This window comes from Acidimicrobiales bacterium, from assembly GCA_035512495.1.
Lineage (GTDB): Bacteria > Actinomycetota > Acidimicrobiia > Acidimicrobiales > CADCSY01 > DATKDW01.
Genome location: DATKDW010000071.1, coordinates 24,705 through 37,842, shown reverse-complemented (window position 1 = coordinate 37,842; position 13,138 = coordinate 24,705). Strand labels below are relative to the sequence as shown.

The following is a 13,138-nucleotide window of genomic DNA, read 5'->3' as shown; positions in this document are numbered from 1 at the left end:
TGAGGTCCGGGTGAGCACCACCGCGCCCGAGGTCGTCGAGTTCGACGACGACGCCGAGATCGACGTCCTGCTGGAGCACCTGTGCCGCCTCCAGGGCTCCGACCTGCACATCAAGGCCGGCTCGCCGCCCTACGTGCGCGTCGATGGTCGCCTGCAGCAGCTGCCCTACGCCAAGCTCAAGCCGCCTGACATCGAGCGGATGGCCTTCGCCATCCTCCCTCCGGCCCGCCGCGCCGAGTTCGACCTCACCAACGAGGCCGACTTCGCCCTCGGGGTCCACCGCCTGGGCCGCTTCCGCGTCAACGTCTACCGCCAGCGGGGCTCGGTGGCCATGGTGCTGCGCCGGGTGCTCATCGGCATCCCCAGCTTCGAGGCCCTGGGCCTGCCCCCGGCGGCTCGCACGCTCGCCGAAGAGCCCCGCGGCCTGGTCCTCGTCACCGGGCCCACCGGCTCCGGCAAGACGACCTCGATCGCCTCGATGATCGACCACATCAATGCCACCAGGATGGTCAACATCGTCACCATCGAGGACCCCATCGAGGTCATCCATCAGGACAAGAGCTCTTTGGTGAGCCAGCGGGAGATCGGCTCCGACACGGAGGGCTTCGCCCAGGCCATGCGCCGGGTGCTGCGCCAGGACCCCGATGTCATCTTCGTGGGCGAGATGCGCGACCCGGAGACCGTCAGCGCAGCCCTCTCCGCCGCCGAGACCGGCCACCTCGTCCTCTCGACCCTGCACACCTCGAGCACCGTCGAGACCATCAACCGCATCGTCGACTTCTTCCCGTCGCACCAGCACCGACAGATCCGCCAGACGGTCGCCACCTCGCTGCGGGGGGTCCTCAGCCAGCGCCTGCTCGAGCGCTCCGACGGCACGGGGCGAATCCCGGCGGTGGAGGTCCTCGTCAACACCGGCCGGGTCTTCGACCGGATCATCGACCCGTCGGCCTCCGGTGACTCGATCGACGAGATCATCGCCGACGGCGAGTGGTACGGGATGCAGACCTTCGACCAGAGCCTCCTCGGCCTCATCCGCGACGGCCTGGTGGAGCAGCGGGACGCCATGGGGGTGGCCACCAACCCCCACGACCTCCGCATCGCCCTGCAGCGCGCCGGCATCGCCAACAGCACCTGACTGGCTTCGGGGAGGGTCAGGGCGCGCCGGTACGCTGTGCCCGGTGGTCCCCGACCGGCTGCAGCCGATCCTCGACGAGGTGCGCCCCCTGGCCGAGCGGTTCGGGCGGGAGGGCAAGCGCGCCTACCTGGTGGGCGGCGCCGTACGGGATCTCCTCCTCGGCCGCGAGGCGGCGGAGATCGACCTCGACCTGACCACCGACGCCCTGCCGGACGAGATCGAGGCGATCGTGCGGCCCTGGGCCGACGCCGTGTGGCTGCAGGGCAAGCGCTTCGGGACCATCGGCTGTCGCAAGGACGGCCGCGACGTGGAGATCACCACCCACCGGGCCGACGCCTACGACCCCGCCTCCCGGAAGCCCGACGTCCGCTTCTCCGACGACGTCGAGGTCGACCTCTCCCGCCGCGACTTCACCGTCAACGCCATGGCCCTTCGCCTGCCGACCGGGCCCGGCGACGTCGCCCCGGAGCTGGTGGACCCCTTCGGAGGGGCCGCCGACCTGGCGGCCCTGCGCCTGCGCACGCCCCTCTCCCCCGAAGAGTCCTTCGCCGACGACCCGCTGCGCATGCTGCGGGCCGCCCGCTTCATCGCCGGCTACGGACTGGTGCCCGATGACGACTTGGTGGCGGCCGTGCGCGACCTCCACGACCGCCTCGAGATCGTCTCCTCCGAGCGCATCCGCGACGAGCTCGACAAGCTCGTGGTCGTCGAGCGCCCCGGCCCCGGGCTGTGGTTCCTGGTTGAGACGGGCCTGGCGGAGGAGTTCCTCCCCGAGCTGCCGGGCCTCGCCCTCGAGCAGGACCCCATCCACCACCACAAGGACGTGCTGGCACATACCATCGCCGTGGTCGAGAAGACCCGGCCCGAGCGCATCGTGCGACTGGCTGCTCTCTTCCACGACGTGGGCAAGCCCAAGACCCGCTCGTTCGGTCCTCGCGGCAAGGTCACGTTCCACCACCACGAGGTCGTCGGCGCCCGCATGACCCGCGAGCGGATGCAGGCGCTTCGCTACGCCGCCGACGACATCGAGGACGTCACGCGACTCGTCGAGATGCACCTGCGGTTCCACACCTACAAGATGGGCTGGACCGACGCCGCCGTCCGCCGCTACGTCCGCGACGCCGGCCACCTCCTGGACGAGCTCAACGAGCTCACCCGCTGCGACTGCACCACCCGCAACCGGCGACGGGCAGCCGAGCTGGCGGCACGGATGGACACGCTCGAGGAGCGGATCGAGGAGCTGCGCGCCCAGGAGGAGCTGGCGGCCATGCGCCCTGAGCTCGACGGGCGCCAGGTGATGGAGCACCTCGGTGTCGACCCCGGCCCGGTCATCGGCCAGGCGCTCGACTTCCTCCTCGAGCTCCGCCTCGATGAGGGACTCATCGGCGAAGACGAGGCCCGAAGACGCCTAGAGACCTGGTGGACCGAGCAGGCGAAATGAGGATGAGGTCGCCTAGATCCCCTGTTTGCGAGCTCGCATGATCAGGGTGCGCGGCACGTAGCGGAAGGCGTCGTGCCAGTGCTGGCTCCGGGGCCCGCCCGGCAGCGGCTCCGGCTCGAGGATGGTGTCGACCCGGAAGTTGGCCCGTCCGAGCGACGTGAAGAGGTCGCCGACCGTGTGGCGATAGTCGGTGAAGGCCACGCCACCCCACTCGTAGTCGATGGGGGAGTGGTCGAAGTAGGAGCGGCGCACCAGGAGGGCCGGGTCGGACTGGTCGTCGATCATGTCGTAGGCGGGGTGGGGCAGCGAGAAGACCAGGGGTGCCTCCGGCTTCAGCACCCGGTGCACCTGCCGGAACACCCGGTCGAGGTCCTCGACGAACCCGAAGGCGTAGGCCGAGAAGGCCAGGTCGATCTGATCGCCCCGGATGAAGGCCAGGTCGGCGAGGTCGCCGTGGTGGAGCTCGACCTTCACCTCCTCCCGTTCGACGAGGCGTCGGGCGAAGGCCAGCTGCTCGGCCGAGAAGTCGACGCCCACGGCGTTGGCGCCCTGCTTGGCGAAGGCGATCGAGCACTGCGCGCCGCCGCAGCCGAGCTCGAGCACCCGCTTGCCGGACACGGTGCCGCAGAGGCGCAGCTCCGCCTCGGTGGCGATGTCGGGGCCGTAGTGCACCACGTCGGTCGCCAGGTCGGCGCCCTCCTGGTAGGCGGCGGAGTGGCGGTCCCAGGCGGCGGCGTTGTCGGTCGGCACGTTGCCAGTGTGGTCGCCGGCTCGGCCGGTGGCGCGGACGGGCCCCGCCCGCAGGCAGGGCCCGTCTCGCAGCTCGACGTCGAGAGAGGAGGGGATCAGCCCTCGAACGGCACGTCTGCGGCAAAGGCCTCGACCATGCGGTGGGCCACGTCGTCGTGGTGCTGCACGGGCGGGCTCTTCATGAAGTAGGCGCTGGCGCCCTCGACCGGGCCGCCCTGGCCTCGGTCCATGGCGATCTTGGCGCAGCGGAGGGCGTCGATGATCACGCCCGCCGAGTTGGGGGAGTCCCACACCTCGAGCTTGAGCTCGACGTTGAGCGGGGCGTCGCCGAAGTTGCGGCCCTCGAGGCGGATGTAGGCCCACTTGCGGTCATCGAGCCAGGGCACGTGGTCGGAGGGGCCGATGTGCACGTCGTCGGCGTCGATGCCGTTGTCGAGCTGACTGGTGACCGACTGGGTCTTGGAGATCTTCTTCGACTCGAGGCGGTCGCGCTCGAGCATGTTCTTGAAGTCCATGTTGCCGCCCACGTTGAGCTGGTAGGTGCGGTCGAGCACCATGCCGCGGTCTTCGAAGAGGCGGGCAAGCATGCGGTGGACGATGGTGGCGCCCACCTGGCTCTTGATGTCGTCGCCCACGATGGGGATGCCGGCGTCGGTGAAGCGCTGGGCCCACTCGGGGTCGGAGGCGATGAACACGGGGATGGCGTTCACGAAGGCGACGCCGGCATCGAGGCATGCCTGGGCGTACATCTTCTGGGCGGCTTCGGAGCCCACCGGGAGGTAGGAGACGAGCACGTCGGCGCCGGAGTCGCGCAGGGCCTGGGTCACGTCGACCGGCTCGTGCGGGCTCTCCTCGCAGGTCTCCTTGTAGTACTTGCCGAAGCCGTCGAGGGTGGGGGCGCGCTGGACGGTGACGCCCAGGTGGCCGACGGGGCTGAACTTGATGGTGTTGTTCTGGCCCGAGAAGATGGCCTTGCTGGCGTCGATGCCGACCTTGGTGGCGTCGACGTCGAAGGCGCACACCAGCTCGATGTCGCGGATGTGGTAGCCGCCGAGGTCGACGTGCATGAGGCCGGGCACCTCGTCGGCCGGGTCGGCGTCCTTGTAGTACTCCAGGCCCTGCAGCAGGGAGCTGGCGCAGTTGCCCACGCCGGCGATGGCGAGCTTGATGCTCTTCATGTGGTGGTTCCTTCCAGGTGGTCGCCCGGGTCGGGCGTGGTCGTGGGGTCGCCCGGGGCGGGCGACGTGGGTGCTGCGGTCGGGTCGTCGTGGTCGGCGACCTCACTGGCGATGAGGCGGTCGAGCCAGGCGATGTCCCGGACGGTGGACTCGGTGTCGTGTTCCAGGAGGGAGCGCACGTAGCGGTCGAGGCGCTCGCCCCGGGCGGCGGTGGTGCCCTCTCGCTCGGAGAGGCGGCCGGCGAGCGTGGCTCGACGGCGCTGGAGGAGGTCGAGGCGGGTGGTCGGGTCGCACCAGCGGCAGAAGGCGAGCTTGACGGGAAAGGTCCGCTCGTCGTCGGCGGGGTCGGCGATGCGCTCGCAGAGCTGGCGCTCGCCGACGTCGGTGATCCCGTACACCTTCTTGTTGCGGGGGCCCCGGGTGGCCTTGCGCCTGGCGGCACGGAACGCCGCCGCCTCGCCGGCGAAGGAGCCCGTCATGGGGATGGTCGGCCCCTGGGTGACCCCGGCGGCGACCGCTTTGACCGCTCCCTGGGACTCGAGCCGGGTCAGCGCCGGATACAGGGAGCCGAACGAGACCGTCGACAGGGGGCCGAGGATCTCGCGGAGGCGCTTCTTCAGCTCGTAGCCGTGGAGGTCGGCGTCCTTGAGGACCCCGAGGATGGCGAGCTCGATCACCGCCTCAACATATCGACTCGATATATCGACTGCAACCTCATGGGCTCGCCAGCGTCTGCCCCGGGCGCGCGAGCCTGGGCCTCGCTACCCTCTCTTCCGTGGCGTTCCGCCCTCAGGCCATCCAAGGTGCAGCACCCGGCACCCCGGGTGAGGTCGACTACCGCCTGGCCCGCCAGTCGGTGATCTCGGAGTTCCGCAAGGGCCGCCTGGCCAGGCACGAGGTGTGCGACGCTCACCCTGAGCTCGTGCGGGCGGCCCGCAACGTCGGAGAGGAGTCGAGCCAGGAGTGCCCGATCTGCGAGGACGCCAACGTGGTGCTCGTCTCCTACGTGTTCGGGCCGCGGATGCCGGCCCACGGTCGGTGCGTGACGACGAAGGCGGAGATGGCGCGCCTGCGCCGGAGCGCCGGCGACCTGGCCTGCTACGTGGTCGAGGTCTGTCCCGACTGTTCGTGGAACCACCTGGCCCGGACCTTCCTGGTGACCCCGGCTCGCTCGAGGCCCTCGGCCCCCTCCGCCTGACCGCGGCAGCGGCTGCTGCCGCCATGGCGCTCTCCTCGACGGGGAGCGCCGTGCTCCTCGGGGGGCTCCTGGTGGTGGTCGTCCGCCGGCCGGCCTCCGCCTTCGCGGTCGCCGGCGCCGTCCTCGCGGTCTCCGTCCGTTGGGGATCGTCCTCGCTCTCGGGCCTGGCCGGGGCCCAGGCCGTCCTCGGCCCTGCCGGCCTGGTGGGGTCCCGCCCTGCGGTCGCCTCGGCCTGGCTGGCGGCGACGGCCCTGGTCCTCGCCGTGCCCTCCGCCCGGTGGGCCCGCGCGACGTCCGAGGCGCCGCCGCCCGGCCCCGCCGCCCCGCCCGCCTCCCCTTCCCCCCCGTCAGACGTCCCGGGTCGCCGGCGGGCCCAGCCTCTGGTGGCGGCCAGCCGGGCTCCCGCCGCGACGTCCGAGACGATCGGCGACGGGCGTGCACGGGGGATCGCCCGTCGGCGGTGGCCCCGCCCGCCGGTTGCCGCCTTCGTGGGGGCGGTCGTGCTCGGGCTCTCCGCGGCGATGGTCGTCGCCGGTCCATCGGCCGCCGGCGACCCCGTCCAGCGGGGAAGCGCCTCGCTGGCCGGCATCGTGGTCGCCCTCGGCGCCACCGCCCTGCCGTGGCGCCGCCTCGTGCCCGGCCTCGCCGTGGTCGCCGGGGCGGGGGCTGTCGGTGCGGCGGCGCTGGCCGTCAGCGGATCGGGCGTCCTGTGAGCACGGTGCTGCTCGCCGTGGTCCTGGCCGTCCCGCTGCTCGCCGCCGGCGCGACGTGGTGGACGCCCGAGGGTGAAGCGGCGCGCACGACGGTGCGCGCCGGCGGTCTGTTGGCCGCCGCCGGGTGGCTGGTCGTCACCCTGCTCGGTGAGGTGGGAGGGTCGGTGCTCGCCGCTGACGGCCTGGTGGGGCCGACGGGCGTCGGCGCCTCGCTGCTCCTCGTCGCCGTGACCCGACCGGAGGAACGGTGGGCTGCCGTCGGCGGGTCGCTCGTCGTCGGGGTCGGTCTCGTCGGCCTCACCGTGGGCACCGCCGACGCCACCCCGGTCCCCGCGGTGGTCGGCCTGGGGGCGGCGGCGGCCGTGGCGGCGGCCGCCACCAGGCGGGAGGGCGACGGCGGCCTGCCGCTCGCCACAGCGGCATTGGTGGGTGCTGCCGCCGCCCTGTTGGGCGTGGCCCGTCTGGGCATGGTCGTCGACGCGTTCGTCGTGCCGGTCAGCGGCATGCCCGTGGAGGCTGGGGTGCCGGTGGTGGTCGGCGCCGCCGCGGTGGCCGTTGCCGCCGCCAGCCGTCCCCGGCGAGCCCTCGGCCCGCTCCTGCCTCTCGCCCTCGCCGTCGGGCTCCCGGCGGCCGCCACCCTCGAAGGGAGCGGCGAGGCGGTTGCCGTCGGTGCCGGCGCTCTGGCGGCGGCGGCGGTGTGGGGAGTCCGCCCGGCCCGGCGTCGCGCCCGGCCCCTCGTGCCCGTCGCCTTGGCGCTCTGGGCCCTGGCGGCGGCAACCGTGCCCGGCGACACCACGGGGGCAGCGCTGCTGCTGGCGTCAGCCGCGGTGGTGACCACCGTGGGGTTGCGACCGGCCACCGCCGTGACCGCGCTCCCGGGCGCTGCCCTCCTGGTGGCGTCGCTCACGCTCGAGCCGTCGGGGACGGCGGTGGCCCTCGGCCTCCTCGGCGTGCTGGGCGTCGCCGGCCTGGTCGCCGCCGTCGCCGCCGACGTCCCGCCCGGCGTCCGCGGTCCGCGCGCCGCTTCCGTCCCCGCCCTCGGCCTCGGGGTGTGGCTCCTGGCCGTGCCCACCACCTGGGGGTGGGTGGGCGCCGCCCACCTCGAGTGGTGGGTGCCCGGCGTCGTGGTCGCGACGGCCGGTGCCGTCGTGGGCCTCGGGGTGGCCGCCAGCGCTGGCTGGGTGACCCTCCCGGACGAGCCCGCCCTCGACGCCCCCGACCCGGCCGTCGGCCTCCCCGACGACCGGTGGGCGTGGCGGGCCGCCGTCGGCGGGGCGGTGGCGCTCGGGATCTGTGGGGCCGCGTTGGTAGCATCGACCCTGCGCCTGACCTGAGCCTCCGCCGTCGCGGCGCATCGCCCCATGGCCCCTTCCCGACCACCACGACGCCGTCCCCCCGCGCCCCCGCAGCGCGGTGGCCGGTCCGCGCCCCCGCAGCGCGGTGGCCGGTCCGCGCCCCGCACCGAGCGCCCGGCGCCCCGGCGTCCCCGCGCCGCGGCGTCGACCACCGGGAAGGCCGGTCCGCCGCGACGCCGCCGCAGCTTCTTGTGGCGCTTCCGGCGCCTGTTCTTCCTGGTGGGGTTGCTCACCGTGGCCGGCTTCGCCGGCGTGGCGTTCGTGCTGGCCAACGTCCCCCTGCCCGACGCCGAGCTGCCGGTGGAGACGACGTTCGTCTTCGACGCCGATGGCAACAAGCTGGCCGAGCTCTCCTCCGGCGAGAACCGCGTGTCGCTCGCCCTCGACGACGTGTCACCGAACCTCATCAACGCCGTGCTCGCCGCTGAGGACCGCGACTTCTTCCTGCACCCGGGGATCAGCGCCTCGGCCATCGTCCGGGCGACGGTGGCCGACCTGCGGGGCCAACCCCTCCAGGGCGGGTCCACGATCACCCAGCAGTACGTCAAGGTCGTCTACACCGACCGCGAGCGCACGATCATCCGCAAGCTCAAGGAGGCCACGCTCGCGATCAAGCTCGAGCGGCGCTTCGAGAAGGAGGAGATCCTCGAGCGCTACCTCAACATCGTCTACTTCGGGCGTGGCGCCTACGGCGCGCAGGCGGCTGCCCGGTCGTACTTCGGGGTCGACGCCACCGACCTCGACGTGGCCCAGTCCGCCTACCTGGCCGGGCTCCTGCGGGCACCCGAGCAGGCCGACGCCAACCGGGCCGACCGGCCCGAGCAGGCCGCCGAGGCCGACCGCCGGCGCGACATCGCGCTGCGGGCGATGCAGGAGGAGGGCCACATCACCGAGGCCGAGATGCGGCGGATCGCGGCCATTCCGGTCGTCGACTACGTGCTGGACCGGGCCGAGGTCGTCCACGACCGGATCGCCGGCAGCGAGGTGGGCACCGAGTACTTCCTCGAGCTCGTCCGGGCCGAGATGGCCGACCGCTACGGCGACGCCCGCCTCAACGGCGGTGGCCTGCACATCCACACGACCCTCGACATGGACCTCCAACGAGCCGCTTACGACGCCGTCTACGGCACCTTCGACCGAGAGGACGACCCGGCGGGCGCACTCGTGTCGCTCGACGCCCAGGGCCACGTCAAGGCGATGGTGGGCGGCCGCAGCTTCGCCGAGAGCTCGGTGAACCTCGCCCTCGGGAGCCGCGGCGGGGGCACCGGCCGCCAGGCGGGATCCACCTTCAAGCCGTTCGTGCTCGCCGAGCTGCTGCGCGAGGGCTACACGGTGGAATCCGCGCTCAACTCGCCGGCGCGGATCACCTTTCCCGGCGTCGGCGAGGGCGGGCGCGACTACGAGGTCCGCAACTTCAACAACGCCAACCACGGCCGACTCAACCTCATCGCCGCCACCCGCGTGTCGTCGAACACCGTCTACGCCCAGCTTGCCGAGCTGCTCGGGCCGCGGGAGATCGCCGCCACCGCCCGTGACCTTGGCGTCCGCAGCGAGATCCGCGAGGACCGCCTCGGCCTGTCGGTCGCCCTCGGTAGCGCCGAGGTGTCGGTGCTCGACATGGCCGATGCCTACCTGACCTTTGCCACCCGCGGGCTACGGGTCGAGCCCATGGTCGTCACCAGGGTGACCGACGCCGGCGGGCGCGAGATCGACTTGTTCCGCACCCAGACCGAGCGGGTCCTCGAGCCCACCATGGCCGACACCGTGAACTTCATCCTCCAGGGGGCGGTGCGGTCGGGCACCGGGACCCGCGCCGCCCTCGCCACGCCGGTGGCCGGCAAGACCGGGACCACCCAGAACAGCGCTGACGCCTGGTTCGTCGGCTACACGCCCGGGATGTCGACCGCGGTCTGGATGGGCCATCCGGGCGGTCAGATCCCGATGAAGTCGGTGCGCGGGGTGGAGGTCACCGGCGGCTCGTTCCCGGCCGACATCTTCCGCCGGTACATGTCGGTGGCGACCCGGGACGAGCGCTACGCGGGCAGCTTCGTCCGACCGACCGGCTTCGATGGCCGAACGCTCACCGGCGACCGTTCCAGCTACGTGGACCCCGACGCCACCACCACGACCACCGAGGCCGAGGTGAAGGAGACGACGACCACCACCGAAGACCCCGAGACCACCACAACCACCACCGATCCCGACGCCACCACCACGACCTCGTCCACCACCACCACCTCGTCGACGACGACCTCGTCGACCACCACCACGACCACGGAACCACCCCCGTCGTCGACCACGACCACGGTGATCGACACCGACGGGCCCTGACGGGCTGAGCCGCGCCGGGTCGCCTGGCCCTGGCTCGCCGGTGCCGGGATCAGGACGTTGGGATGAGGCGGAGCGCCACCTCCAGCGGCCCCGCCGGCCACACCACCTCGCCCCCGCTGATGATGACCCCCTCGATCGGCCCGTCGACCTCCACCGTCAGGCCGGGGAGCACCCAACGAGCCGGGTCGAGGCCCTCCAGCGGGGCGCCGCCGATCTCCACGACGGTGGGCGTGGGCCCCTTGTGGCGGTGGTCCTCGGCCCGCACCCGTAGCTCGCCGGGGGCCGCCGTGGCCCGCAGGGGCCCGCGGTGCACGACGCGGATGGTGCCCACCCCGCCACCGGGGAGGCGCCAGTGCACGGTGGCGGGGTGGTACTGGCCGACGCCGCTGAAGCCCTCTACGGCGTCCTCGCCCCCGGCCATCACGGCGGGAGCGAGCCACCCGGTGGCCACCCGCCGGGGCTCGTCGGTGATGGTGGTCGCCACCGTCCGCTCGCCCTGGAAGCGCCGCAGGTGCCCGATCGCATCCTCGGGCACCCGGGGCCCCAGGAGCGCTGCCATCGGGGCCATCGAGAGGTCGTGGGCGTGCTCGAAGGGCTCCTCGATGGCGGGGAAGGGGGCGCCGGGGCCGAGCACCGGCCACAGCCAGAGCCCGAGGAGGCCGGCGTAGCGCGCCATGTCCATGCCGTAGGCCCGGGTGTAGGGGCCGCACAGGTTCCCGAGGTCGGCGTGGTACCAGCGGGTGACGTCGTGCCAGAGCGCCGCCTCGACCTCCTCGGCCCACTCGGCGAACCGAGGGGTGGGCGGCAGGTCGCGCCACAGGGCGAGGGCGTAGAGGTCGATCCCGTAGTAGGTGGGGGAGCCGTACTCGTCGAAGGCGTGGTGGCGCGAGTAGCGCTCGACCACCTCGGCGGCGAAGCGCTCGCCGGTGGCCACCAGGGCGGCGTCGCCGTGGCGGCGGCCCACGTCGGCGTCGAGCCACGCCTTCATCAGGGCGATGTTGGCGTAGCCGGCCGAGATGCGACCCTCGGGCTCGCCCCGCTGGGCCAGGGCGATCGACGCCTCGAGCAGGGCCACCACGTCGAGGGGCAGGGCAGCGGCAAGGCGGTGGAGGACGACGGCGAAGGTGGTGCCGGCGAACTCCCGCCAGTTGGGGTCGTAGTCGACCCACTCCACCGCTCCCTCGAGGGGAGGGCGGGGCCAGTCACCGAAGCGGGCGAAGGTGCCGTGCCACACGGTGCCGGGCTCGTCGTACTGGGTGGCCACCACCGCCCGCAGGGTGCGGCACGCCCGGTCGAGGTCGCCGTCGCCGTCGCGGAGCAGGAGCCCCGCCGCGTACCAGGCGCTCTGGGGCACCAGGTGCAGCGACCGGGGCGGGGCCACCCCGTCGAGCGACCCGGGCGGGTTCCACAGGAGGGCAGCGTCCGGGTCCCACCAGCCGTCGAGCACCGCCATCGACCGGTCGGCCAGCGTCCGGGCGTGGGGAGCGAGGTCGTCGAGGCGGGTCATCGCGCCACCCGGTCGGGCAGGTAGGTGCCGAGGGTGCCGCAGCAGCCCATCCGTCGCTCGCCGGGCGGTGGGGGCAGGGCGTGGAGGGTCGCGGCCGAGAGGTGCGACGCGTCGCCGGCGGCGAGGGCATCGAGGTGGGCGCCGGTGGCCTCGGCGGACGCGAGGGGGCCGTCCCGCCACACCTGTCGCCACCGGTCGAGCTGGGGAGCGACCAGGCTCGCGGCCCGGCGGTGGAAGCGGTGGAGGGCCTCGGAGCCGTCGCGATCGAGGTCGGCCAGCAGCTGCTCGAGGCCCTCCACCCCGAGGTCGCGCCGGCGGCGGGCGGCGCTGCCGTCGCCGGCGGTGGTTGCCGCGTCGGGTGGCAGCGTGGCGGCCTCGGCGTAGGCGGCGGGGTCGTCGAGGAGCTCGGGCGGAAGGGTGATCACCATGTCGCCGGCCTCGGGGAGCCCGGCGTTCTGCATGAGCACCAGGATCTCGAGGTCGCCGTGGTTGACCAGGCGGTGGATGGTCCCGGGGGTGAACCACACGACCGACCCCGTCTCGAGCGGCGTCTCGGCCGGGCCGTCGAGGGTGAGGGTCCGCACCGCCCCCCGGCCGGCGACCACCGCGTAGGCCTCGCTGCAGGCGAGGTGCACGTGGGGGGTGCCGCCCCGGAGCCCGTCGGGGGCTTCGGAGTCGTAGACGCGGAGGTGGGAGAGCGCCACCGCGCCGGGGAGAGGTGCGGGCTCAGCCACCGCCGTCGACCCAGGCCGACCACCAGCGCTCGACGGCGCCGGCGTCGGCGTCGCCGTCGTGGACCACCACCCGGTAACGGAAGCGCAGGGGCTCACCGCCGGCGACCTCCATCGCCTCGTGGAACAGGAAGGCGGCGTTGACGAAGTTGGCCCAGCCCTCGTCGCCGTAGGTGGCGGCTCGGGTGCTGGCGTACCAGGGGACGGGGTGGCGGGGGTTGGTGGGGTGGTCGAGGAAGGCGACCCCGGCGGTGCCGCCCTCGACGGTGCCGGTGAGGTCGAGCCAGCGCCCGGGGACGCCGATCTGGCGCTCGTGGGTGCTGCCGTCGTCGGCGAGGAGCCGGGTGTCGGTCCAGTCGGCCCGGCCCCGCAGGGACAGGCCGCCGTAGCCGCCCCAGGTGGTGAACTCGGTGCGGTCGAGCACCACGTCGGTGGCCGGCACCAGGGTGGTGTCCCAGTCGAGGGCGTAGGCGCCGTCGCCCAGGTCGGTGGAGGTGAGGCGGCGGGTCTCGGTGATGCCGACCGTCTCGCGGTCGGGGCGGATCCAGTGGATCGTCTCGTCGTCGACGTGGCGGAGCACCCCGTAGGGCGGGGCCTCCTCCCAGAAGTTCTCCTCGTTGACGTACTTGATGGTGAACCACAGGGCTCGGTGCCAGGGGTGGTCCTCGGGCTCCGACCGGGTGAGCACCTTCCCCGACGGCGTGGCCAGGGGGTGGACGTGGGGCTTCTTGCGGTGGTTGCCGACGTAGGTCCAGTGCTGCCCGGTCGGGTCGCTCGTGCTCATCGGATCGCTCGCGTT

General features: G+C 73.3%; 12 protein-coding genes. 6 read left to right on the top strand and 6 right to left on the bottom strand.

What is annotated here, in order from left to right; all coding sequences use genetic code 11:
• Positions 1–10 precede the first annotated feature (10 nt).
• Both VMN58_10615 and VMN58_10610 read left to right on the top strand, forming a co-directional pair.
• Positions 11–1,135, top strand: coding sequence for a PilT/PilU family type 4a pilus ATPase (locus VMN58_10615; GenBank protein HUF33644.1), 1,125 nt, complete (start codon positions 11–13; stop codon positions 1,133–1,135).
• Between the two features lie 43 nt (positions 1,136–1,178).
• A complete protein-coding gene (locus VMN58_10610; GenBank protein ID HUF33643.1) occupies positions 1,179–2,576 on the top strand; it encodes a CCA tRNA nucleotidyltransferase in 1,398 nt (465 codons plus the stop codon).
• 12 nt (positions 2,577–2,588) lie between these two features.
• On the opposite strand, the gene VMN58_10605 is transcribed toward VMN58_10610, so the two are convergent.
• The 3 genes from VMN58_10605 to VMN58_10595 form a co-directional block, all read right to left on the bottom strand.
• The gene (locus VMN58_10605) at positions 2,589–3,326 is read right to left on the bottom strand and encodes a class I SAM-dependent methyltransferase (protein HUF33642.1); all 738 of its coding nucleotides are present in this window, start codon (positions 3,324–3,326) and stop codon (positions 2,589–2,591) included.
• Between the two features lie 95 nt (positions 3,327–3,421).
• A complete protein-coding gene (locus tag VMN58_10600; protein ID HUF33641.1) occupies positions 3,422–4,504 on the bottom strand; it encodes an inositol-3-phosphate synthase in 1,083 nt (360 codons plus the stop codon).
• Positions 4,501–5,181: a PadR family transcriptional regulator gene (locus tag VMN58_10595; protein HUF33640.1), complete on the bottom strand. Its 681-nt coding sequence runs from the start codon at positions 5,179–5,181 to the stop codon at positions 4,501–4,503. The genes VMN58_10600 and VMN58_10595 overlap by 4 nt, the downstream gene beginning before the upstream one ends.
• A gap of 98 nt (positions 5,182–5,279) precedes the next feature.
• Here VMN58_10595 and VMN58_10590 point away from each other — a divergent pair, with 98 nt between their 5' ends.
• From VMN58_10590 to VMN58_10575, 4 genes are all read left to right on the top strand, one after another.
• Positions 5,280–5,702, top strand: coding sequence for a DUF5318 family protein (locus VMN58_10590; protein HUF33639.1), 423 nt, complete (start codon positions 5,280–5,282; stop codon positions 5,700–5,702).
• A gap of 23 nt (positions 5,703–5,725) precedes the next feature.
• The gene (locus VMN58_10585) at positions 5,726–6,415 is read left to right on the top strand and encodes a hypothetical protein (protein HUF33638.1); all 690 of its coding nucleotides are present in this window, start codon (positions 5,726–5,728) and stop codon (positions 6,413–6,415) included.
• Complete coding sequence (locus VMN58_10580; GenBank protein ID HUF33637.1) at positions 6,412–7,749, top strand: hypothetical protein; 1,338 nt, start codon at positions 6,412–6,414, stop codon at positions 7,747–7,749. Before VMN58_10585 ends, VMN58_10580 begins: the two co-directional genes overlap by 4 nt.
• Before the next feature lie 210 nt (positions 7,750–7,959).
• Positions 7,960–10,101, top strand: a complete 2,142-nt coding sequence (locus VMN58_10575) for a transglycosylase domain-containing protein (protein ID HUF33636.1) — start codon at positions 7,960–7,962, stop codon at positions 10,099–10,101.
• Positions 10,102–10,150: 49 nt separating this feature from the next.
• On the opposite strand, the gene VMN58_10570 is transcribed toward VMN58_10575, so the two are convergent.
• The 3 genes from VMN58_10570 to VMN58_10560 are packed head-to-tail and all read right to left on the bottom strand — an operon-like array spanning position 10,151 to position 13,123.
• The gene (locus VMN58_10570) at positions 10,151–11,608 is read right to left on the bottom strand and encodes a hypothetical protein (GenBank protein ID HUF33635.1); all 1,458 of its coding nucleotides are present in this window, start codon (positions 11,606–11,608) and stop codon (positions 10,151–10,153) included.
• A complete protein-coding gene (locus VMN58_10565; GenBank protein ID HUF33634.1) occupies positions 11,605–12,342 on the bottom strand; it encodes a cupin domain-containing protein in 738 nt (245 codons plus the stop codon). The genes VMN58_10570 and VMN58_10565 overlap by 4 nt, the downstream gene beginning before the upstream one ends.
• Complete coding sequence (locus VMN58_10560; protein HUF33633.1) at positions 12,335–13,123, bottom strand: PmoA family protein; 789 nt, start codon at positions 13,121–13,123, stop codon at positions 12,335–12,337. The genes VMN58_10565 and VMN58_10560 overlap by 8 nt, the downstream gene beginning before the upstream one ends.
• Positions 13,124–13,138 lie beyond the last annotated feature (15 nt).